The sequence below is a fragment of the Bradyrhizobium sp. LVM 105 genome, assembly GCF_003957705.1.
GTDB classification, from domain to species: Bacteria; Pseudomonadota; Alphaproteobacteria; order Rhizobiales; family Xanthobacteraceae; genus Bradyrhizobium; species Bradyrhizobium frederickii.
In genome coordinates this window covers 13481-34771 of sequence record NZ_QZMV01000014.1, presented here as the reverse complement: position 1 = coordinate 34771, position 21291 = coordinate 13481, and the positions used below count along the sequence as shown (strand labels likewise).

Annotated in this window: 18 protein-coding genes; 9 read left to right on the top strand and 9 right to left on the bottom strand. The window is 66.2% G+C overall.

Annotated elements, in window-relative coordinates:
* The first annotated feature begins 6 nt into the window (after nucleotides 1-6).
* Nucleotides 7-831: a hypothetical protein gene (locus D6B98_RS29825; RefSeq protein WP_245481484.1), complete on the top strand. Its 825-nt coding sequence runs from the start codon at nucleotides 7-9 to the stop codon at nucleotides 829-831.
* On the opposite strand, the gene D6B98_RS29820 is transcribed toward D6B98_RS29825, so the two are convergent.
* Both D6B98_RS29820 and D6B98_RS29815 read right to left on the bottom strand, forming a co-directional pair.
* Nucleotides 832-2133 carry a Spy/CpxP family protein refolding chaperone gene (locus D6B98_RS29820; protein WP_126260603.1) on the bottom strand — a complete coding sequence of 434 codons (1302 nt, stop codon included), beginning with the start codon at nucleotides 2131-2133 and terminating at the stop codon, nucleotides 832-834. It lies immediately after the preceding gene.
* A gap of 364 nt (nucleotides 2134-2497) precedes the next feature.
* Nucleotides 2498-3577: a LysM peptidoglycan-binding domain-containing protein gene (locus tag D6B98_RS29815; protein WP_126260602.1), complete on the bottom strand. Its 1080-nt coding sequence runs from the start codon at nucleotides 3575-3577 to the stop codon at nucleotides 2498-2500.
* 177 nt (nucleotides 3578-3754) lie between these two features.
* Between D6B98_RS29815 and D6B98_RS29810 the strand changes: the two genes are divergently transcribed.
* Together D6B98_RS29810 and D6B98_RS29805 are read left to right on the top strand one after the other, a co-directional pair.
* Nucleotides 3755-4447 (top strand): hypothetical protein, encoded by a 693-nt coding sequence (locus D6B98_RS29810; protein ID WP_126260601.1) that lies wholly within the window; start codon nucleotides 3755-3757, stop codon nucleotides 4445-4447.
* A gap of 327 nt (nucleotides 4448-4774) precedes the next feature.
* Nucleotides 4775-7438 carry a bifunctional diguanylate cyclase/phosphodiesterase gene (locus tag D6B98_RS29805; protein ID WP_126260600.1) on the top strand — a complete coding sequence of 888 codons (2664 nt, stop codon included), beginning with the start codon at nucleotides 4775-4777 and terminating at the stop codon, nucleotides 7436-7438.
* A gap of 110 nt (nucleotides 7439-7548) precedes the next feature.
* On the opposite strand, the gene D6B98_RS29800 is transcribed toward D6B98_RS29805, so the two are convergent.
* From D6B98_RS29800 to D6B98_RS40170, 3 genes are all read right to left on the bottom strand, one after another.
* Nucleotides 7549-8526: a phosphatase PAP2 family protein gene (locus tag D6B98_RS29800; protein ID WP_126260599.1), complete on the bottom strand. Its 978-nt coding sequence runs from the start codon at nucleotides 8524-8526 to the stop codon at nucleotides 7549-7551.
* A 282-nt stretch (nucleotides 8527-8808) separates the two neighbouring features.
* The gene (locus D6B98_RS41530) at nucleotides 8809-8931 is read right to left on the bottom strand and encodes a hypothetical protein (protein WP_283810171.1); all 123 of its coding nucleotides are present in this window, start codon (nucleotides 8929-8931) and stop codon (nucleotides 8809-8811) included.
* Between the two features lie 109 nt (nucleotides 8932-9040).
* Nucleotides 9041-9217 carry a hypothetical protein gene (locus D6B98_RS40170; protein ID WP_164718949.1) on the bottom strand — a complete coding sequence of 59 codons (177 nt, stop codon included), beginning with the start codon at nucleotides 9215-9217 and terminating at the stop codon, nucleotides 9041-9043.
* 279 nt (nucleotides 9218-9496) lie between these two features.
* On the opposite strand from D6B98_RS40170, the gene D6B98_RS29795 reads away from it, so the two are divergent.
* Entirely contained in the window at nucleotides 9497-10639 is a 1143-nt protein-coding gene (locus D6B98_RS29795) for a lactonase family protein (protein WP_126260598.1), read from the top strand.
* 284 nt (nucleotides 10640-10923) lie between these two features.
* Nucleotides 10924-11055 carry a hypothetical protein gene (locus D6B98_RS41525; protein WP_283810173.1) on the top strand — a complete coding sequence of 44 codons (132 nt, stop codon included), beginning with the start codon at nucleotides 10924-10926 and terminating at the stop codon, nucleotides 11053-11055.
* Between the two features lie 8 nt (nucleotides 11056-11063).
* Here the strand turns inward: D6B98_RS41525 and D6B98_RS29790 are convergent, their stop codons facing one another.
* Nucleotides 11064-11675, bottom strand: a complete 612-nt coding sequence (locus D6B98_RS29790; protein WP_126260597.1) for a PAS domain-containing protein — start codon at nucleotides 11673-11675, stop codon at nucleotides 11064-11066.
* A 288-nt stretch (nucleotides 11676-11963) separates the two neighbouring features.
* Here D6B98_RS29790 and D6B98_RS29785 point away from each other — a divergent pair, with 288 nt between their 5' ends.
* On the top strand, nucleotides 11964-12857 hold the full coding sequence (locus tag D6B98_RS29785) for an efflux RND transporter periplasmic adaptor subunit (RefSeq protein WP_164718950.1): 894 nt from the start codon (nucleotides 11964-11966) through the stop codon (nucleotides 12855-12857).
* Between the two features lie 175 nt (nucleotides 12858-13032).
* Here D6B98_RS29785 and D6B98_RS29780 read toward each other — a convergent pair whose 3' ends face one another.
* Nucleotides 13033-13881 carry a caspase family protein gene (locus D6B98_RS29780; protein WP_126260595.1) on the bottom strand — a complete coding sequence of 283 codons (849 nt, stop codon included), beginning with the start codon at nucleotides 13879-13881 and terminating at the stop codon, nucleotides 13033-13035.
* A 441-nt stretch (nucleotides 13882-14322) separates the two neighbouring features.
* Here D6B98_RS29780 and D6B98_RS29775 point away from each other — a divergent pair, with 441 nt between their 5' ends.
* The 3 genes from D6B98_RS29775 (at nucleotide 14323) to D6B98_RS29765 (ending at nucleotide 18274) form a co-directional block, all read left to right on the top strand.
* Entirely contained in the window at nucleotides 14323-16050 is a 1728-nt protein-coding gene (locus D6B98_RS29775) for a hypothetical protein (RefSeq protein WP_126260594.1), read from the top strand.
* A 213-nt stretch (nucleotides 16051-16263) separates the two neighbouring features.
* Nucleotides 16264-16986: a thermonuclease family protein gene (locus D6B98_RS29770; protein ID WP_126260593.1), complete on the top strand. Its 723-nt coding sequence runs from the start codon at nucleotides 16264-16266 to the stop codon at nucleotides 16984-16986.
* A gap of 100 nt (nucleotides 16987-17086) precedes the next feature.
* Nucleotides 17087-18274, top strand: a complete 1188-nt coding sequence (locus tag D6B98_RS29765) for a pyridoxal-phosphate-dependent aminotransferase family protein (protein ID WP_126260592.1) — start codon at nucleotides 17087-17089, stop codon at nucleotides 18272-18274.
* Nucleotides 18275-18442: 168 nt separating this feature from the next.
* Here D6B98_RS29765 and D6B98_RS29760 read toward each other — a convergent pair whose 3' ends face one another.
* Both D6B98_RS29760 and D6B98_RS29755 read right to left on the bottom strand, forming a co-directional pair.
* Complete coding sequence (locus D6B98_RS29760) at nucleotides 18443-19546, bottom strand: hypothetical protein (RefSeq protein WP_126260591.1); 1104 nt, start codon at nucleotides 19544-19546, stop codon at nucleotides 18443-18445.
* A complete protein-coding gene (locus D6B98_RS29755; protein ID WP_126260741.1) occupies nucleotides 19546-20982 on the bottom strand; it encodes an MBOAT family O-acyltransferase in 1437 nt (478 codons plus the stop codon). The genes D6B98_RS29760 and D6B98_RS29755 overlap by 1 nt, the downstream gene beginning before the upstream one ends.
* Between the last annotated feature and the right edge of the window lie 309 nt (nucleotides 20983-21291).

The following is a 21291-nucleotide window of genomic DNA, read 5'->3' as shown; positions in this document are numbered from 1 at the left end:
CTGCAGATGCTGGACCGGCCCACTGACCGCGCACGCGACCAGGGCTGGGTCTTTGGGCTGCCGCCGGGCATCGCGAGCGAGCAATGGCCGCTCGATCCCGTCACCGGATATCCGCTGATGCACGGCTTCACGCTGAAGCTGCCGGAGGATTACCGCGTGCATGGCAAGGACATCGTCGCATTGTCGTTCTTCGCCACTCCGGCCGATCACACTGACGGCGGCGCGATCGATGCCCCCGAGATCCGCGAGGCCGTGATGGCGCGGCCGTCGCATCCCCGTCTGTCGCGGATGACCGACATCCTCGACTACGAATATGCTGCGCTGTTGCTGACCAAGAGCGAGTACGAAGGCGCGTTGGCGACGCCGCCGGCGCCGCTTGCGCTGGCGACGGCCGATCGGCCGCGCTGGCTCGATGTCGGCGGCGCCAGCGCCTTCTACGGGGCCGCCCCACCCTTTGCGCAGAAAATGTTCGCGGGCCCTCCGCGCGCCGATCTGACCGAGAACCTCGGAATTGCCTTGAGGCCGCGGGCGACCGATCCCAACGCCGGCAAGCCCCCGCAGGACCCGCACTTCCCGCGCAACCCGCCGAGCGACTATCAGCCCTACTACTACTTTGTGGGCGCCCCGAGTCCCGAGAATTACCGCCTGCACGAATGGGCCAAGGACCACGCCCACAATCATCTCGGCGGCACCATGCGGCCGTGCCAGGCGGTGCCGGAGATGAGCCCGTTCTACATCGAGTTCGAGGAATATTTCGGCGGTTACAATTTCGGCACGGGCAATGCGCAGCTCGATTTCAAGGAGATGAAGTTCGACTGGGCGTGCGGGTGATCACGCCCCCCGCTTCGGCCCGATCGCCTCGAACCCCGCCTTCTGCTCGTCGCTCAAATCCGCCTCGAAATCGTCGAGCGCGTCGGTGACGCCGCTCACGGCCTGCAGCATCGTCTCCAGCCGTGCCTTCACTGCGGTGAGGCGGGCTTGGGGTGTCGCGGCGGGCTGCGTCGGGCAGGCGCTGAGCGTCTGCATGGTGCGCAGGGCGGTGTCCTGGAGCACCTCGAAGCGGGCGCGGGCGGTCTCGTCGAGGCGCAGCGTGGCGGCGATGTCGTTCGCGGGCCATTGCTGCTGCACCAGCTGCTCGTATTGACGCTGCAGCTTTTCGTCATAGCGGGGATCGCTGTCGGCATCGCAGGCGGCCGCCTGCGCATCCTTGCTCGTGTCCTTGCTCGTGTCCTTGTTCGTTTCCTTGCGCTGCATCGACGCCAGCGCGGCGCGGCGCTCGCCCCCGAGCGCATTGAGCCGGGCCTTCTGTTCGTCGTCGAGCAGATCCGTGAACTTCGCCAGCGGCGGCGCGACGGCGTCGATGGCCTTGATCATGGCATCTAAGCGCTCGCGCATCAGGCCGAGGCGCTCGGCGGCCGCGGCCGGCGCCTGCGCCGGGCAGGCCGCGCGAATGGTGTCGCGCGCACTGGTCCAGGCGGATGCGAGCTCGTCGAGCGCGGTGCGCTGCAGTTCATTGGGTGCCACGGCCGCAGCGATGCGGTCGACCGGCAGGCCGCCGGTGTCGCTGGCCTCGCAGAGGGTCTCGGCGGTCGGCACACGGCGGCCGCGCCGGCCTTGCGGCGCGGTGTAGGCCGCGAGCTCGGTCGCCGCATAGGGCGCGAAGATCGCGGCATAGATGTCGCCATAGCCGTACAGCGAGAGGCTGGTCGCATCGCCGAGGATGATTGCGTTGGTGAGGTCGTCGTGCGCGAACGGCCAGAACACCGGGCCGACCCAGCCATAGCTGCCGTCGGGATGGCGCCACCAGCCTTGCAGGCGGCGGCCGCCCTGCCAGCCGGCAAGCGCGGCCTGCGCCGTGAGCGCCGCGCGCAGCACGTAAGGGTTGGCAGGCTGGCCGCGCTCGGCGCCGCGCGGGTCCTGCGATCGCAAGGCGGCGGAGCGGTAGCGGCCGCTCCGCACCGCCATGCGGGAATGGCGCAGCCGCGACATGCCGATCATGTGGCCGACGGCGAAACGCGCAACGCCGAGCGGGCCGCCGCGGATGCCGAATTGCGCCTCGGCTCTCTCAGGCAGCAGCACGGCCGCAATCAGGAGGGTCGCGCCGGTCAGCGCCAGTCCCATGCGTCCCGACATGACCGCCGACCTGACCAATCCGGCCTCCCTCCCAGCTGCTCACGCGCGCACTGCGTCGCAGGGGACATGACGCGCAAGGGAACCAATTGTTCCGGGGAGACACAGGGCAAAGCGTCGCGGGCGACCTGTGTCGGGGCCTGCACAATGACGCTTTGGCAACGGCCTGCGCGCGCGCCTCGCCCTTCGAGACGCTTGCTGCGCAAGCTCCTCAGGATGAGGCTAAGCACCATCGGTGTCCGTGGAAATTGGCGCCACACACTCTGTCCACATCCTGAGGGCCCGCCAGAGGCGGGCGTCTCGAAGGATGGCCGCAGGGAAGCACTCTCGGAGGCTTAGCTCGCAGAAAGACGAGAAGAACCGCCGCTCACTCCGGCTTTTGCGGCAGCACGAAAGTCTGGCCGGGATAGATCAGATTGGGGTTGTTGATCTTGTCGCGGTTGGCCTTGAAGATGACGGCATAGCGGGCGCCGTCGCCATAGGCGAGCCGGCTCAGCGCCCACAGGCTGTCGCCGCGGGAGATCACGCGGCTGCCGCCGGCCTCCGGTGCGGCGTGAAGCACATCCGCCGGCGAGGCCGATGCCACGGTCGTGGCCGCGGGCACCCGCGCCATGGCCCGGGGTTTCGGCCGGGCCGCTTGCCTGTCGGGCACTGACGCCAGGCGCGGCGATGCCGACGGCAGCGCGGCCACGACGTCCGATTTGTCATCGACCTTCTCGGCCTGCTTCGGCTCCGGCTTGATCTCCGGCTTGATCTCCGGCTTGGTCTCTTGCCTTGCCACAGGCGCCGGGCGCGCGGGCGGCGGCGCCGCCTCGGCGATAGTCACCGGCATGGTCCGGCCGGACTGCGTGACCGTGCCATCCGGCGCCTTGGCGCGCAGCGTCAATTCATAGGACCCGGCGGGAAGCCGCGGCGGGGTCATCACGAACTGGCCCGAGGCGTCGGCGATCACCGTATCGAGCGGCTTGCCGTCGCGCAGCAGCTCGACCTTGGCTCCCGGCGCGGCCTGGCCCGCGATCACCGCCGCCTCGCCGTGATCGTCGACGCGGGCGACGTCGAAACGGGGCCCGGTGTCGGCGGCCGCCGGCGGCTTGACCGGCGCGAGATCGGGCAGCGCCGCAGCCTGCTTCGCCGTCTCGGCCAGCGGGGCCGCCTTCGGCGCGAGGGCCGACGCCGGCGCAGGTTCAGGGGCGGGCGGCGTGACGGCAGCCAGCTTTGACTGATCCGGTTTGGGCTGTTCCGGTTTCGGCTCGGGCTTGAGCTCGACCTTGGCCTCGACTTTGGGTTCGACCTTGGCTTCCGGCTTGGCTTCCGGCTTGGCGGCGATTGCGGTCTTGGTCCCGTCGTCCGGCAGCAGGCGGCGCAGCTCGGTCGGACCGATCACCAGCACCGTGCCGACCAGGGCGAGCAGGCAGAAAGCAATGAAGGCCTTGGATGCGGTGATCATCGGAAAAACCTTGGATGGCAAATCAACCGAGGCCGGCAGGGTGCGCCGATTTGGCTGCGGCAGCAAGCCGGTCGAAGGGATGATCGCCCGGTCGCGCCCACGCGCCGCGGATGAACCGGCGCCGCCCCCTCGGCGTCATATCAGCGAGGCCACAACTCTATATTGTAGGATCTTCCAGTGACCGCATCCATTCGCACCGCGCGATGGCTGGCGCTCGCCTTGATGCTCGCCGCCGCCCCCGCGCTGGCGGCCTCCGGTCCGCCGCCCGGCTTCACCGTCACCGACGACGCCGACCTCGCCTTCACCTCGCCCGACGGCGCCACCAGGCTCGAACAATACATGAAGGACAATGGCGACTGGGACGTCAAATGGCAGGTCTGGGCGCGGCGCGGCGAGCAGATGACGGAGCTGAAGCCGGAGCAGGACTATCCGGCCGGCTTCCGCTTCACCAGCGACTCGCAATGGCTGGTTCGCATGCAGAAAACCGGCTCCGGCGAGCAGGACCTCTTTCTCTACCGTGTCGAGAACGGCGCCTTCGTCAGCGCCACCAAGCAATCCCTCGGCGATCTCGCCTGGGCCTATTTCCGCAGCCGGCCCGACACCCACAAGATGAAGCTCGACTACCACATCTCGGCCAATCTCGTGAAAGGCACCGAGGACGCCTATCGCTGGCTCGGCGTCGACTGGCCGAGCAACCGCTATCTCGTCATCTCGCTGTCGGGCGAAATGGACAAGCATCCGAAGAACGTCGCGGTGAAGGGATTGGCGGATTGGAAATGCCGTTACGATCTCACGACCGGCAAATTCGACGTGCCCAAGATGTTCGCCAAGGGCAATGCGGAAGCGCTGAGATGGGAGATCAAGCGGTGAATGCCGCAACGGTGCTCTCGCCGTTCCCTCCCCCCTTGCGGGGGAGGTCAGGGAGGGGGGTGCCACACGGGGACTCCTTCCGTCACTCGCCACAATGAATGCGTCGTCAATAAGGGGCACCTTTTCCTGAGCCACCCCTCTCCCTAGCCCTCCCCCACAAGGGGGGAGGGAACATACTTCCGTCGCGGCGCCATGCGGGTCTCGACCAGCGGTCGCTTTCGCTAGAAACCAACCCACTCGCTCCGCTCCGATTCATATTTTCCTAACCCTTGCTGGTAACGGGGTCTTGTCGGTTTTGCCGCATCCTGCATTCCACGGGAGGGCTGGATGGGCGCATCGATCCGATGGACCGCGCGACTACGCGCGTTGCTTCGCCGTTGGCAGGGAGCCCCGCTGACGTGGCTGATCGTCGGCGGCTTCGTGCTGATGGCTGCGATGGCGATCGGCACCGCGCTCACCGTCGACCGCTTCCGGCAGAATGCGATCGAAAGCGGCCGCGACCACCTGGAAAGCTCCGTGCGCCTGCTGGCCCGGCATTTCGACCGCGAGTTCGAGGACTTCGCGGTGCTGCAGAAGAGCATCGTCGCCGAACTGGAGAGCCGCGGCATCGAATCCGCCGATGTGTTCCGCAGCGAGATGGGCACGCTGGCCGTGCACGAGGTGCTGCGCGCGAAGGCCAGCGGCTGGGCCGACGTCGCCGGCGCCAATCTGTTCGATTCCGGGGGCATGCTGATCAACTCGTCGCGGCGATGGCCGGTCGCCGACATCTCGGTCGCCGACCGCGGCTATTTCCGCCGCCTCCAGAACGATCCGGCCGCGCAGGAGGAGATCGAGGTCGTCCAGGGCCGGCTCGACAACAGACCGGCCATCGTGCTGGCGCGGCGCGTGTCCGGGCCGCACGGCCAATTCCTCGGCATCGTCGCGCGCGCGATCGCGCCCGAGCAGCTCGAATCCTTCTTCGTCTCGGTCGGGCTCGGCGAGGAATCCTCGATCGCCATGCATCACCAGAACGGCCAATTGCTCGCGCGCATCCCGCGCGTCGATGCGATGATCGGGCAGAACTTCCGCAAGGGCACGCCAGAGCAGATCGCGGTGTTCCAGCGCACCTTCGTCTCCACGCAGCTCGCAAGCCCGATCGACGGCAAGGACCGCATCGTCGCCTCGCGCCTCCTCACCGGCGTGCCGCTGGTCGTGGTCGCGACCAAGTCGCTGGACGCGGCGCTCGCGACCTGGCGCACGCAGACGAAATTCTTCGTCACCATCGCCGTGCTGTCGATCAGCCTCCTGGTGCTCACGCTGTTCCTGATCTTCCGCCAGGTGACGCACCGGCTCTCGCTGGAGAAGCAGCGGCTCGACACCGCGATGAACACGATGACGCAAGGGCTCCTGATGTTCGACCGGCACGAGCGGCTGATCGTCTGCAACCGGCGCTACATCGAGATGTACGGCTTGTCGACCGACGTGGTGAAACCCGGCGCCTGGTTCCGCGACGTCATCCAGCATCGCCATGACACCGGCTCGTTCCATGGCGACGTCGAATCCTATTGCGGCGACGTCCTGAGCAATGTCGGCCGCACCCAGAGCGCCATCGTGGAAACCGCCGACGGCCGCCTGATCGAGATCAAGAACCAGCCTGCAGCCGCCGGCGGCTGGCTCGCGACCCATGAGGACGTCACCGACCGCATCCGCGCCGACGAGCGCATCGCGCATATGGCGCATTACGACGCGCTGACCGACCTGCCCAACCGCGTGCTGATGCGCGGGCACCTGGAGCGGCGCGTTGCCGAGCTCGGCGAGGGCAAGCCGTTCGCCATCCTCTATATCGACGTCGACGAGTTCAAGGGCGTCAACGATTCGCTCGGACACGAGGTCGGCGACGAGCTGCTGCGCCAGGTCGCCAACCGCCTGCGCGCCTGCGTCGGCGGCAACGACCTGGTCGCGCGGCTCGGCGGCGACGAGTTCGCCATCGTCAAGGCCGGCACCAGCGACCAGGCCGAGCTGACGGCGCTGGCGGAGAACATCCTTGCGGCGTTGCGCGCCCCGGTGGATTGCAAGGGCCAGGAGATCCCGACCGACGCCAGCATCGGCATCGCGATCGCGCCCGACCATGGCGACAATCTCGACGACCTGCTCAAGTGCGCCGATCTTGCCATGTATGCAGCGAAGTCGGAGGGACGCCGCACCTACCGTATCTTCGCGCCCGAATACGACGCCAAGGCGAAGCAGCGCCGTCAGCTCGAGCTCGATCTGCGTCAGGCCCTGCTCCGCGGCGAGTTCGAGGTGCACTACCAGCCGCTGGTCGACCTCGCGGCCAATGTCGTGACCGGCTGCGAGGCGCTCTTGCGCTGGCGCCATCCGCAGCGCGGCATGATCTCGCCGGCGGACTTCATTCCCGTGGCGGAGGATACCGGGCTGATCGGCGAGATCGGCGAGTGGGTCTTGCGGCAGGCCTGCCTCGAGGCCGCCTCCTGGCCCGGCCAGATCCACATCGCCGTCAACGTCTCGCCGCTGCAGTTCCGCTCGCGGACGCTGGCGCTCAAGGTCGCCGCCGCCCTCGCCGAGTCAGGCCTAGCGCCCGGACGGCTCGAGCTCGAGATCACCGAGACGGTGCTGATCCGCGACGACGAGGAGGCGCTGACGATCCTGCAGCAGCTGCGCGAGCTCGGCGTGCGCATCGCGCTCGACGATTTCGGCACCGGCTATTCGTCGCTGAGCTATCTGCACCGCTTCCCGTTCGACAAGATCAAGATCGACCGCAGCTTCATCAGCGACATCGGCGAACCCGAGGATTCCTCGCCGATCGTGCAGGCCGTGGTGCACATGGCCGCCGCCCGCCGCATGGCGACGACCGCCGAAGGCGTCGAGACCGAAGCCCAGCGCGAGGTGCTGCGTCAGCTCGGCTGCAGCCAGATGCAGGGCTGGCTGTTCAGCCCGGCGGTACCGGCGGCGAAGCTGAAGCAGTTGCTGGCGGCGCAGGCGGCGGCGGCCTAAAGCGCGCTGCGATCAGGATGAATCGTCATCGCGCTTCCGGCTGTTGTTCAAGCATGATCTCTGCGGAAAACCGCTGCGCACTTGTCCGGATCATGCTTTAGCGAACGCGATTATTTCGGAACGCGGGCGAATACGGCGTCGGCTTCGACAGGCCCGGCAGGCTGCATGCGTTCACCCGCCAAACGGGCGAGCGCGCGTTGCACGGCGATCCAGCTCAACAGCGCGATCGCCAGGCCGGCGATGACGTCGCAGAAATAGTGGCTTCCATCCACCGGCGTCGCCGCGATCATCGCAACATTGAGCAGGGCGGCGATTCCGCCGACATACTTCACCGGCCACAGCGCCAACAGGAACAGCAATCCGAGCGCGGCATGCAGGCTCGGGAAGCTGATGATGCCGTCGGCGCCCTCGGCGACCAGCTGGCGGATGGTTCCGTCGCGCAATCCGAAGAATACGGGAAGAGGCAGATCCCGCGTGACCGGCACGATCGCCGGAGAGTCGACCGACGACAGATGCAGATAACCCCAGACGCCCTGCGCCGGCATCAAGGTCGACACGCCGATCGTCACAAGGGTCGTCAGCACGAAGCTCAGCATGAAGACGCGCAATCGCAGAGCATGCCCCGCGGCGGCCAGGACGAGAACGATAGCGGTCGCTTGCAAGGCAAAGCTCGCATAGGCAAACGCCAGCGTCCGATGCAGAAGCGGCGCGGCGTTCATGGCGTCGAGCCACGACATCCAGTCGAAGCCGAGGCGCCGGTCCAGTGCGGCGAACTCATTGTCCCACAATGGCAATGCCGCGCTCGCCGCGACATAGGACAGAGGGGCGGCCACCGCTGCAAATGCAATGAGCTGGGCCGCCGCGATCAACGCGCCGGCGAGGGCCGCGTCCTTTCGGACGGCCGTGTAGAACCAGCTCATCGATACGAGCAGGATGCCGACGAGGGCAGGCTTCCAGAACGAAAGCCATTCGATCCGGAACGGCCCCAGCATCGCCGCGATCAGCACGACACCGGCCGTGGACCCGATCGCGAGCCAGGCGATGCGATCGGCGTGCTTCGACGCGTCGGGGGCGGTGGGGTGGGTCATGGACGGCGATCGACCAGGGCGGCAGCGGGAACGACCGGCGGGATGACGTATGACAATTCGGCCGCCAGGTGGGGCCAGCTTTATCGGACGAAGATTAAAAGAGTCGTTCCTGGGACCCTTCAATTGCCTTCAGTCGGCGGCACGATCGAAGCCGTCGTCCTAAAATGGACGTTGCACCACGCCCATCGCAGGCAGTCTCTCGCCTGCACCGTGGCGCGCGCGTGCATGGAGGACGATTCCGCCCTGAGATGGCCGACCTAGCGCTTTGAGGATAGCGCGGGCTTAGAGCTTCTGTTTGGCCGCGCTGATTTCGACGAACTCGGCGTCGGGATGGCTGACGATGGTGGCGACCCAGATGCCGCTGATGATCAGCGACCAGGCGGTGTTCCAATAGATCCAAAACACGAGCCAGCCTCCATTTTCGATCGCCGTCCGCGGCATCGGGATCGCGACAAGCCGAGGGCTGCTCTTCCCAGGGCGGGGTGCGGTGCGGCCACCGGCGCTATGTTGGCCACTATTTAGATTTGGTCGGCGGCGACACATGATCGGTTTGGCCGGTGTGGCGCTTTGCCACGACGTCCTCATCGCGCTCGCCGTCGCGCGGACGCGGCGGCGACTTGGGGAGGCCGGCCTGGCCGCCATGCTTGCCACCCATGTCGGGCTTACCTTCGAGATCGTTTTCACGGGGCATGCGGGTTCAATGCGCTGGCGCGGCTTTGGTTCGCATGGTGCCGGCCAATTTGGCTGCGAGCGATCTCATGGGATGGCCGCACGTTGCATCCCTCGGGCCCGCCTTTGCCGTCGCGCACGGCGGCGATGCGGTCGTCATCCCGCGGCGACCGATACGATTTCGGCATCGATCGATCCCAATTCGAATTTGGTGCGGCGGTGCGCCGCCCGCTATCCTCACGGGCAAAAGGACAAGGTCGGCAAAAGGACAAGGCCGCGACGCGTCCTGCAGGAGGAGCCCATGTCGAGACCGCCCCGAGGCAGCGCAGCCACGGCGCCCCGCGCTGCGATCGCCGTCACCCTGTTCGCTTCCCTCACTCTCTTTTTTGGAGTCCGCGCCGGCATGGCCGAAACCTACACCTATGTCGGCAACGCCGACAGCAACGACATCAGCGTGTTCAAGATGGCCGAGAGCGGCGAGATGATTCCGCTGCAGACGGCCGCCTTCAAGGGCGTCGACAAGCCCGGCTCCTCGACGCCGCTTGCGATCACGCCTGATCGCCGCGTGCTGATTGCCGGTGTCCGCTCGCAGCCATACCTCGCCGTGAGCTTCGCGATCGATCCCAAAACGGGACAGCTCAGCCCTGTCGGCAGCGGGCCGCTCGCCGACAGCATGGCCAATATCGCCGTCGACCGCAGCGGCAGGTTCCTGTTCAGCGCCTCCTATGGCGGCAACAAGGTCGCGCTGAATCCGCTTCCTGCAAACGGCGTCGCCGGCGAGCCGAAGCAGGTGATCCCGACCGGGCTGAACGCGCACGCCTTCCTGCCCTCGCCCGACAACCGCTTCGTGTTCGCGACCAATCTCGGCTCCGACCAGGTGCTGGCCTTCGCGTTCGACGCCGCGACCGGCACGCTGACGCCGAGCGATCCGCCGGCCCGCAAGGTGCCGGAGAAATCAGGGCCGCGGCACTTCGTGTTCCACCCCAATGGCAGGTTCGTCTATCTCGTCCACGAGCTGAACGGCGACGTCGCTGCGTTCGCCTACGAGGCCACGAGCGGCGCCTGGGACGAGATCCAGCGCATCACCGCGCTGCCGGAAGGTTTTACCGGCAAAGAGCCTGACAAGAAACCCTGGGCCGCCGACATCCACATCACCCCGGACGGCCGCTTCCTCTACGCCTCCGAGCGCAGGACGAGCACGCTGACCGCCTACAAGGTCGACGCGGCCAGCGGCAAGCTGACCACGATCGGCAGCGTGCCGACCGAGAAGCAGCCGCGTGGCTTCCACATCGATCCCTCCGGCCGCTACCTCGCCGCGGTCGGCGAACTCTCCGACAGCATGACGGTCTATGCGATCGACCAGAGCAGCGGCGCGCTGGCCAAGCTGAAATCCTATCCCACCGGCAAGAAGCCGAACTGGGTTGAGTTCGTGACCCTGCCGTGAGCAGGGCAATCGTTTCGAGCCCTGCACTTTCGAGCACGATAATTCCACATCGTCATGGCCGGGCTTGTCCCGGCCATCCACGGCTTGCCCGCGGCACGAAGAACGTGGATGCCCGGGACAAGCCCGGGCATGACGACCTCCCGTGCAGGTGCATACGATCACCCTCCGCCGTGAGGGGCGCCACGACCGACCTACGTAATCATCCGTAATTTCGGAGAGCGCGCCTTGTCGTCATATCATCGGCCATGGACCGTCATATCGTCTTCAAATGCCCGCAGACGGGCATGAACGTGCAGCATCGGCTCGGCAACGAGCCGACCGACCGCACGCATGAATCGGTGTCCTGTCCGGCCTGCACGCGGCTGCATCTGATCGACCGGGCCAGCGGCAAGCTGCTGGGCGAGCGCCGCGGCTGACGGGCCGTTTACGGCCGGGCCGCGACCTGCGCCGTGATGTCCTCGACGTGGTGCAGCAGGTAGAGCAGACGGCCCGCCGCGTCGTGGATCGGCGAGTTGATCGGCTGCCAATGGCGCTCGACGAAGACCCCGCCGGGATCCCTGATGTCGTAGCGCTGGACCGCCATGGCGTGCGCCCGGCCGGTCTCGCCGACGATCTTCAAGCTGCTGTAGAGGTTGCTGACGCCATCGGCGAGCGGATCGTCGGGATTATCGGGAAATATCTCGAACAACGACCGGCCGGCGATTTCGGCCCGGTCGGTCAAGGTCGCCACGGCATAGGCATCGTTGATGTCGACGATCACGAGGCCCGGCCCCGGGTCCAGCAGCATATAAGGATGCGGCGAGGCATCGAATTCGGGCTGGAATTGCCGCCGGATCGTGTCGGCGTCGCCTTGCTGCCGCCGCCGCTGTTCGAACGGCGTCGTATCGGCGCCTGAAACCACCGAGCTCAGCAGCGCCAATTGGCGCTTCGCCGATGCCAGCAGCCCCCGCACGGTGTTCTGGACCGTCGGATCGGTCGCTTCATGGAGCAGCCGCTCGAAATGAGCGATATTCTGCTCGCAAACGAACCGTTGCATCCCACCTTGACCATGAGCTGTGCGGCGGCACTACCGCGTTATCCCGATCCCAATCCCATACAGGCGGCTCTGGCCTGTGAGAAGGCCGCCAGAGTCGCACCTTGGAAGTAGCGCCGGCCGCGGGGCGCCGCCCGCAAGAAGCGAACCTGTTCTCCATTCCCGCGACTAATCAAGGACTTGCTGCGACGGCCCGCGGCGGTGCGGCCTCCTTTTGGGGGACAACGCTGCCGTAGTCCGCGACCCTGCCATCTGCTATCGATTGGAGGCATAGAACCCGTGGAATTTCCGATGCGTCATTTGCCCCGTGCCGTTGTTCGAAGCTTGTGTCCCGCAGCCGTCGCCGGCGCGCTGGTCCTCGGTTCATTTCCGGCCAGAGCCGCCGATGACGAGGCGCCCAAGGGGCCGGCGGTCACGGTGCTGAAGGTCGCAAAATCCTGCTTCTCCGACATCGTCGAGGCCACAGGCACGATCATCGCGCGGGAGGAGACCTCGGTGCGGCCCGAGCGTCCGGGCCTGAAGGTCACGGACGTGCTGGCGGAAGCCGGCGACACCACCACCGCCGGCCAGGTGCTGGCGCGGCTGGCGCTGCCCGAGGGCGGCACGCTGCAGGTCACCGCGCCCGTGGCGGGCGTGATCGCGACATCGACCGCCCAGATCGGCAATTTCGCCTCGGCCAAGGGCGAGGCACTGTTCACGATCGTGGCGCGCAGCGAATACGATCTCGTCGGCCTCGTGGCGACCTCCGATATACGCAAGCTCGCCGTCAATCAGCCGGCGTCGGTGCGGATCGCAGGGAGCGGCGACATCGACGGCAAGGTGCGCCGCATCGGCCCGACCATCGAGCCCAACATCCAGCAGGGCATGGTCTATATCGGCATCTCCTCGCAGAAGCGGCTGCTGCTGAAAGCGAGCGGACGCGCGCTGATCAAGACCGGGCAGAGCTGCAACGTCGCGGTGCCTCTGACATCAGTGCAATATTCCTCCGCCGGCACCGTGGTGCAGGTGATCCGCCGCAACCGCGTCGAGACCAAGCGTGTCGAGGTCGGCTTGATGTCGGGCGGCAATATCGAGGTCCGCGACGGCCTCAACGAAGGCGATGTCGTCGTCGCCCGCGCCGGCGCGCTGCTGCGTGAAGGCGATCCGGTGCGTCCCGTGATGGCGAGCGCGGAAGCGGCGAAGTAGGGCGATGCTTCACCCTCCCCTGGAGGGGGAGGGTCGGCTCACATGAGCGCAGCGAAATGTGAGACGGGGTGGGGTGATCTCTCGGCAACGGGCACTGTTCGTGGGGAGAGATCACCCCACCCCGCTCGCGCTTACGCGCGATCGACCCTCCCCCTCCAGGGGAGGGTAAGAAAAATTAGCCGCCGGCTTCGCCGAAATGGACGTCTTCGAGCAGCGAGGAGGAGACGGTCGGGACCTGATCGCCTTCGCTGGCGCGGGAGATGGCGAGGCGGGTCTTGTTGAAGACGCCTTCGGCGCTGCCCTTGGCATTGAGGTTGCTCAGGAACTCGCTGACCAGCACGCTGTGCTCGCCCTTGCCGTCGTCGACGACCTTGCCGGGCGAGGCCGAGGAGAGGATCAGCGCATTGTCGGACGCGCTGATCGGCGCGAGACCGTGGCTGTAGGAGCGGAAGCGGCGCTCGTAGGGGTTACGGCGGGAGGCGTCGACGACGACGAGCTTGGCCTTGGCGCCCTGCTCCTTCATCATGTCGAGCACGCCGTCGATCGAGACGCCCTGGCGGCGGACGTCGCTTTCCTTCCAGATCACGGCATCGACCGGCAGCATGTAGCTCTCGCGGCCGGCCTGCACGCCGTAGCCGCCGAAGAACAGCATGACGACGCTGTCGGGCTTGATCCGGGACTTCAGGCGGCTCACGGCACGGACCATGTCGTCCCGGGTCGCGTCTTCCACCATGTCGACGTCAAAGCCGTTCTTGCGCAGGGACGAGGACAGCGCGCGGGCGTCGTTGATCGACTGCGTCAGCGGCGCGCTGGCGTCGGGATAATGTCCATTGCCGATGACCAGCGCGAGGCGCGAGGACTGGCCGATCGAGCCGGTGATCTGGTCGGTCGAGACGGCCTTGGCGGCATCGATCGCACGCATGTTGAGAGCAGCATGGGCGCCGATCACCAGCGAGACCGTGCCGATCAGGGCAGCGGCCACCGCGATGGTGCGTCGGGAAAGGTCGAGCTGCTTTACATTCATCTCGGTTCGTTTCCTGTGCCAAAGACCAGCCAAGCGCGCGCACACTGTTTGAGTAGCGCGATAGCGTCTTTAGGTTTGAGGGATTGGCCGGGGATGTGCCCCCGAATTGCGCGCAATTTGCGGCGCCGCACCAAACAAACCTTTAACCGGATATAGGGCGCCCGGCAACAGATTGCTCAGAATTTCAGCTAAGCTACTGAAGTTTCTTGATAATTCTGCCGCCTGGATTGCTGCATTTCCTGCTCTCCCGTACCCTTCCGGGTCCGATCATGCAGCCTTCGTGCCGGCTTCTTCCGTGACTTTCATCACATTTGTTTTTCCTGCGAATCCGGGTAGCTTTTTCAACGACTTGCAGGGGGTGGCGCGCGGCTGGGAGTGCGCTGGCCGGCCCCTGGCCAAGACCCGCCAAGACTCTGCCAAAGCCCCGCGACCAGGTACTTCATGAGCTTTCATTATTTTGCCGGCGCCGCCTGCCGGGCGCTGCTGGCGCCGAAGGACGGCCCTTCGCTTTACGACGTGTGCGATCCCGTCCTATCGGGCCCGGCCAGCGGCGATCCGCATCTGGCCAAGTTCTACAAGACCGCGCTCGGCAATCCCGCGCTGCGGGTGCTGCTGCGGCGGGCCGGGCTGCCCGAGCTGCGCGACGAGGCCAGGCTGACGGCGCTGCGCGAGGCGCTGGTACGTGCCCGCGACGAGGCCGAACCCGACTGGGCGGCGGTGGGCCAGCCGGTCGCCGATCTCGTCGACAGCATCGCGCTCGACCATCCCAAGCCGCCGCCGGCGATGTTCACCGGCTCCGCGCCGCCCGAGGCGCAGATCGACGCCGTGATCCGGGATTGCGCGCAGCATCTGCTCGGCTCCTACCGCAAGAACGGCTTCCTGCCGACCTATGCCGCCTTCAATCTGATCGGCGATCCCGATTTTCGCGGCCGCGAGCTGATCATGGCGCTCACGGGCCTCAATGCCCGCGGCTACAAGAATTCCTCGCTGCTGTTCAACCTCGCCCGCGTCTTCATCGGGCGCTCGCCGGCCCGGGCCGTCGTCAATCCGCCCTGGCGAGGAATCGCCGAACCGATGTGGGAGCCGGTGCAGATCCGGCACCGCTCGGCCTATTACGACGCGTTCTTCATCGAGGCGCTGCTGAGCTATGGCGAGACCGGCCTCGCCTCATCCGCCGACAAGGTCGCGGCACAGCGCGCCATCGCCGACATGGTGGATTTCTGCGTCAATATCAGCCGCGAGGAGGTCGACGGCATCGACGGCGCGCGCTTCAACGTCGTCACCGCGCTGGCACCCGCGCCGCATCCGCGCTTCTCGCGCTACTTCGCGCAGATCAAGCAGGATCTCGGTTTCGGCATCTACGTGCCGGATTGCGACACCACGGCGTGCTCGATCTCGGCAGCGACGCAGGCCGGCTGCCTTGATCCGATCATCGACCAGCCGCTGCTCGACTTCTATTCCGGCTACCAGGTGCGCGCCGGAATCAACGCGCCGCGCGTGACCGTGCCGCTCAACGACAACATCGATTACGAGGGCGGGGTCGCGACCTGGATCGACAACATCGAGGGCGAGCGGCCCTACGGCAACGATCTCGATCCGACGCTCAATCTCGACATTCTCGAGGTGAGCTTTCGCAACCTCGCACGCTGGAAAGTGCTGGAGACGCCGTCGCGGCTCGCCACGGTGCATCGCATCATCGGCTTCCAGAAGCGGCTGGCTGCGAGTGCCGCCTTCGCCAATCCGCGTTCCCACATCTATTACCTGCCGGAACTCTACAGCGCCTATTTCGGCCGCTGCTATGCGGCCTTCCTGGCGCTGCCGCTGGCGGCGCAGGCCGCGATCGATCCCGGCGGCGATTTCGACTTCATCCGCGATCGCGTGCTGTCCTACGTCAAGGGCGAGCTGATGGCCGCGGAGATGAACGTGTTCGACGCCGCGCTGGCGCTGATCGCACTCGGCCATCTCGGCGCCGACCCGCGCGCCTTCGCACCGGCGCTGAGCGTGATCCTCAGTGCCATCGGCGAAGGCGGCCGCCGCGGCCCGTTCCGCGCCTATGAATGGAACAAGATGAAGACGCCGACGCGGATCCTGGTGGGCGGGCCGGAGGTGACGTCGGCCTTCGTGCTGATGGGGCTCGCGCTGGCGAAGCGGGCGATGGCGCGGGGGTAGGTCTCGTAGGGTGGGCAAAGGCGCAGAGCGCCGTGCCCACCAGCTTTCGACGAATCGCGAGAAATGGTGGGCACGCTCCGCTTTGCCCACCCTACGGGACCTTCCGCAATGACGGGAAGTTGAAAGCCTCTCTGCGAAGCAGAAGCTGGCCGACAGGCCAAAAGCCGACCACAATTGCACCGTCTATCGAGATTTCATCACACCCGGACCGGCATGTTGCGAAGATTCCTGATTGCGCTTGCTTTGCTCGCCCCCTCGCTCGCGCACGCCGCCGACATCACCGGCACGGCAAAGGTCCGCGCCGGCGATGCCGTCGTGATCGGCAATACGCGGATCCGGCTCGGCGGCATCGACGCGCCGGCGATCGACCAGCTCTGCCTCAACACCAAGACCGAGCGCTGGACCTGCGGGATCGCGGCGCGCGACGAGCTCGCCAAATATGCCGACGGCAAGAACTGGGCCTGCCACACGCGGTCGATCGACCGGCGCGGCCGCACCGTGGCGCGCTGCGAGGTTGGCGGCGAAGACATCCAGAAATGGCTGGTGCGCAGCGGCTGGGCGCTGGCCTACACCCGCATGTCCCACGATTACGAAGCGGACGAAAAGGCTGCGCGCGAGGACAAAGCCGGGATGTGGCAGGGGGCCTTCATCGCGCCCTGGGACTGGCGCGTCCGCAACAAGAAGACGGCCATCCTGGGCGCCACCAAGCCGCCCGACGGCGCGCATGCGGTGCTGCTCGCCTCGGCCTCGGGCCCGGTCGCCCCCTCCCCGGATTGCACCATCAAGGGCAACGTCAACAGCGCCGGCGAGTGCATCTTTCACCAGCCCACCAGCCGCTGGTACACCCAGATCAAGATGAAGATCAGCAAGGGCACCCGCTGGTTCTGCTCGGTCGAGGAGGCCGAAGCCGCCGGCTGCCGCGAGACGAAGCGATAACCAGACCTGCGTTTTACGTGCTTTTCTCAAACCCCAGCCGCGCGTAAAACGTGATTCAGCAACCCACCATCCTGTTCTCTGGCAACAAGGACTGACAGCAATGACCGTTCGCGCGGGCCGGGAGTTTCTGGCCATCCCCGGGCCCACCACGATGCCCGACGAGGTGCTGCGGGCGATGCACCGTCCGGCGATCGACATCTACTCCAAGGAGATGCTCGACCTGACCGAGAGCCTGCTCAGCGACATCTCGAAGCTGTTTGCGACCAAGGGCAAGTCCTACATCTACATCGCCAACGGACACGGGGCCTGGGAGGCGGCGCTGAGCAACGTGCTGTCGCGCGGCGACAAGGTGCTGGTGCTGGAGAGCGGGCGCTTTGCGATCGGCTGGGGCAATGCGGCGGCGCTGATGGGCGCCGAGGTCGAGGTGCTCAAGGGCGACTGGCGCCGCGCGGTGCGGCCGCACGAGGTCGAGGAGCGCCTGCGCCGCGACAAGGAGCACACCATCAAGGCCGTCGTCGTGGTCCAGGTCGACACGGCTAGCGGCGTGCAGAACGACATCGAGGCGATCGGCAAGGCGATCAAGGCGGCCGGCCATCCCGCGCTGTACATGGTCGACACCGTGGCCTCGCTCGGCTGCATGGAGTTCGAGATGGACAAATGGGGCATCGACGTCGCGATGTCCGGCTCGCAGAAGGGCCTGATGACCCCGCCCGGCCTCGGCTTCGTCGCCGCCAATGCGCGCGCGCTCGAGGTGCACAAGAAGGCCAACATGGCGACGCCCTATTGGAGCTGGAGCGAGCGCGAGGGCACCGAGAATTATCGCAAATATGCCGGCACTGCGCCGGTACACCTGTTGTTCGCTCTGCGCCGTGCGATCGACATGCTGCACGAGGAAGGGCTTGAGAACGCCTTCCGCCGCCACAGCCTGCTCAGCGAAGCCGCGCGCCGCGCCGTTGCCGTCTGGGCGGAAGGCCAGGTGCTCGGCTTCAACGTCGCCGAAGCGAGCGAGCGCTCCAACACCGTGACCACGGTGACCATGAGCAACGGCTACGACCCCGCAGTGCTGCAACGCTATTGCAAGGACAAGTGCGGCGTGGTGCTCGGAACCGGCATCGGCGACCTCTCCGGCCAGGCCTTCCGCATCGCCCATATGGGCCACGTCAACGCTCCGATGCTGCTCGGCACGCTCGGCGTGATCGAGGTCGGCCTGAACGCGCTGAAGATCCCGCACGGCAAGGGCGGACTCGAGGCGGCGGTGTCGTATCTCGGCGACGAGGTGGCGGTGTAATAAAGCGGCGCTCGTGCCCCGGACGCAGCGCAGCACGGAGTGATGCGCTGCTGAGCCGAGGCCCACGTGGCTGCGATGGTCCCGGCTCAGCGGAGCGGCACTTCGCGCCGCACCGCGTCCGGGACACGAGACCGACGATCAGCAAATCGATCTTGAGCTCTGGCCAGGTTACGGCTGTGGCACGCGATACGCCTCGACCTGCGCCTTCAGCTCCTCCAGCGACGCGGTCGGCTGCTTCGGATCGACGCGATATTCCCCGCTCGCCAGCCATCTCAGCACCATGGCGTCCACCACCGGCGAATGGTGGATGACGTCGCTGTAATTGTTCAGATCGTGCGTCACTTCCTTGACCGCGCGGAAATCGTGCAGGCGCACATTGGGAAGCGGCGTCAGGCGCCGCGCGATGACGGCCGTGAGATCGGTAACAATCTTCAGCGTGGCAGGCGAGGCCTCGCGCATCGCGACGAATTGCAGGATCGAATAGGGCGGGAAGTAGACATCGAAGGTGACGTCGGGGTGACGCGCGATCAGGCCGACGGCATCGCGCTCGAAATGCCGCACCATGGCCTCATAATTGTAGCCTTCGCCGAGGAAACGGCTTCGCGTGGGATTGGTGATGTAACTGAAGGCAGCGAGCGTCTTCTTCGCATTGTAGTCGCGCGCGACGTCGAAATCCCGCGGCAGCGCGTAGATGTCGTCGACGTCAGGCAGCGCAAATTTCACAGGCAGGAACGGCGCGGCCCGGGTCAGCGGCTGCCGCAATGGCGGAGCCGAGCGCAGCAGCGCGAACATGGATTCCTTCGCCATCGCGGCGCTGAACAGATAGGACGCAACGCCCTTCGCCGTCCCGCGATAGAGATCGACGGAGAGATAAGGATCGGCCTCGATATCGGCGGCATCGATGAAGATGAAATCGTCCATCGCCCAGATCACACGCCTGGCGCCGCGCCCGATCGCCTGCTCCAGCACGAAGCCCTGCTGGCGCGAGTTGGAGCCTGTCATCGCCAGCTTGAGCGAATGCACGCCGAGCGCGCGGTCGATGTCGCTCTGGCGGAAATGGATTGCGAGCGAGGTGCCCATGAAAGCAGTGTCGAACGGCTGGCTGCGGATCAGCCCGGCATTCTGCATGCGCGTGTCGTCTGAATAGAAGGCAAGGCGCGAAGGACGGAACAGCTGCAGGGGATCGACGGCATAGGTGAGCGCTGCGGCGCCCAGCACGCACACGATGCTCGCGAGCAGAAGACGCGCCAGATGTGTGAAAGCCCCGCGCATCAGAACCGGAAATAGATGAATTCGCTGTGGCTCTGGATGCCCAGGATTCCGAACGCGAGCACCAGCGACGCCGCATAGAGGAACAGCGGCCGCATCCGCCCTGCCCGCAAGGCTTCGCCGACCCTGCGGCCGGCGTGGTCGTATCCCATGATGCCTTGCGTGTTCGGCGCCAGCCACACCAGCGCGGCGTAGATGGCGACCATCACCAGCGCCGCGATCTCCTCGCGGCCGAAGACGATATTCGAGGGGTCGGCCATCGCCTGGAGCACGCGCAGCGCCCATGTGACGCTCTCGGCGCGGAAGAACACCCAGGCGACGACGACGGCCAGGAATGTCAGCGCAGCTCCGGCGATTCGGGCCGGCCGCGCGAGACCAGATGGAATCGTCGGCACCAGCGCAGTGAAGGCGTGATTGACACAGAGATAGGCGCCGTGCAGCGCACCCCAGATGACGAAGGTCCAGGCCGCGCCGTGCCAGAGCCCGCCGAGCAGCATCGTGAGCATCAGATTGACGTAGCGCAGCACGCGTCCCCTGCGGTTGCCGCCGAGCGGGATGTAGAGATAGTCGCGCAAAAATTGCGACAACGTCATGTGCCAGCGGCGCCAGAACTCGACGATGCTGGTCGCCTTGTAGGGCGAGTTGAAGTTCACGGGCAGGAAGATGCCGAACATCAGCGATATCCCGATCGCCATGTCGGAATAGCCGGAGAAGTCGAAATAGAGCTGGAACGTGTAGGCCAGCGCACCCAGCCAGGCCTGGTCGAAGCTCGGCGAGCGCGCCTCGAAGGCGAGCGCGACCAGCGGCTGGATGCCGTCGGCGAGGCAGGTCTTCTTGAACAGGCCGATGGCGAAGATGATGACGCCGCACAAGATGAGATGCGCGTCAGGATGTTTGGACTTTTCCTGCTCGAATTGCGGGACCATGTCCTTGTGGTGGAGGATGGGCCCGGCGATCAGATGCGGGAAGTAAGTCACGAACAGTGCGTAATGCGGCAGCGCGTAGGCCGCGACCTGGCCGCGATAGGCATCGACCAGGAACGCGATCTGCGTGAACGTGTAGAAGGAGATGCCGACCGGCAGCAGGATGTGGACCGCGACATGCGTGCCGAACAGCGCGTTGATGTTCTCGGTGACGAAACCGGCATATTTGAAGATGCCGAGCCCGAGGAGATCGCCGGCGACGCCAAGCGCGAGCACCGCCTTTCGTCGTGACGGGGTGAGCTCCGACACGATCAGAAGATGGCCGACGCCGTAGTTGAAGCCGATCGACAGCAGCAACAGGGCCACGAACTGCCAGTTGCCGATGGCGTAGAAGGCGAGCGAGGCCAATGCCAGCCAGATCACCGGCGTGAGATTGCTGCGCTGCCCGAGCCAGAAATAGCCTGCCAGCACCAGGGGCAGGAACAGCAGGATGAACGGGTAGGAATTGAACAGCATCTGGCTGGACCGGCGGCGGGGATATGGTCCGTAAAGCATACACGGGGCCGATCAACAACCCGGCGGCCTGGCGCGGACGCGCTGGCAATTCGTGGAATCGGGACGATATAAGGGAGGGCAGCGAGTTGCCCTCTTCCCCCTCTCCCCGCTTGCGGGGAGAGGGTCGGGGTGAGGGGGAGTCTCCGCAAGACTGGTGAGAGTTGGACTCGCGGAGAGTCCCCCTCACCCGGATTGCATCTTCGATGCAATCCGGCCTCTCCCCGCAAGCGGGGAGAGGCGAAGAGCAGCGACGTCGGACACGAACGAGGA

Bases quoted from the DNA above. Each gene is read 5' to 3' on its own strand.
- D6B98_RS29825 (WP_245481484.1), top strand. From the start codon at position 7: ATGCTGGACCGGCCCACTGACCGCGCACGCGACCAGGGCTGGGTCTTT.
- D6B98_RS29820 (WP_126260603.1), bottom strand. From the start codon at position 2,133: ATGTCGGGACGCATGGGACTGGCGCTGACCGGCGCGACCCTCCTGATT.
- D6B98_RS29815 (WP_126260602.1), bottom strand. From the start codon at position 3,577: ATGATCACCGCATCCAAGGCCTTCATTGCTTTCTGCCTGCTCGCCCTG.
- D6B98_RS29805 (WP_126260600.1), top strand. From the start codon at position 4,775: ATGGGCGCATCGATCCGATGGACCGCGCGACTACGCGCGTTGCTTCGC.
- D6B98_RS29800 (WP_126260599.1), bottom strand. From the start codon at position 8,526: ATGACCCACCCCACCGCCCCCGACGCGTCGAAGCACGCCGATCGCATC.
- D6B98_RS40170 (WP_164718949.1), bottom strand. From the start codon at position 9,217: ATGCCCCGTGAAAACGATCTCGAAGGTAAGCCCGACATGGGTGGCAAG.
- D6B98_RS29795 (WP_126260598.1), top strand. From the start codon at position 9,497: ATGTCGAGACCGCCCCGAGGCAGCGCAGCCACGGCGCCCCGCGCTGCG.
- D6B98_RS41525 (WP_283810173.1), top strand. From the start codon at position 10,924: ATGAACGTGCAGCATCGGCTCGGCAACGAGCCGACCGACCGCACGCAT.
- D6B98_RS29790 (WP_126260597.1), bottom strand. From the start codon at position 11,675: ATGCAACGGTTCGTTTGCGAGCAGAATATCGCTCATTTCGAGCGGCTG.
- D6B98_RS29785 (WP_164718950.1), top strand. From the start codon at position 11,964: ATGCGTCATTTGCCCCGTGCCGTTGTTCGAAGCTTGTGTCCCGCAGCC.
- D6B98_RS29780 (WP_126260595.1), bottom strand. From the start codon at position 13,881: ATGAATGTAAAGCAGCTCGACCTTTCCCGACGCACCATCGCGGTGGCC.
- D6B98_RS29775 (WP_126260594.1), top strand. From the start codon at position 14,323: ATGAGCTTTCATTATTTTGCCGGCGCCGCCTGCCGGGCGCTGCTGGCG.
- D6B98_RS29770 (WP_126260593.1), top strand. From the start codon at position 16,264: ATGTTGCGAAGATTCCTGATTGCGCTTGCTTTGCTCGCCCCCTCGCTC.
- D6B98_RS29765 (WP_126260592.1), top strand. From the start codon at position 17,087: ATGACCGTTCGCGCGGGCCGGGAGTTTCTGGCCATCCCCGGGCCCACC.
- D6B98_RS29760 (WP_126260591.1), bottom strand. From the start codon at position 19,546: ATGCGCGGGGCTTTCACACATCTGGCGCGTCTTCTGCTCGCGAGCATC.
- D6B98_RS29755 (WP_126260741.1), bottom strand. From the start codon at position 20,982: ATGCTGTTCAATTCCTACCCGTTCATCCTGCTGTTCCTGCCCCTGGTG.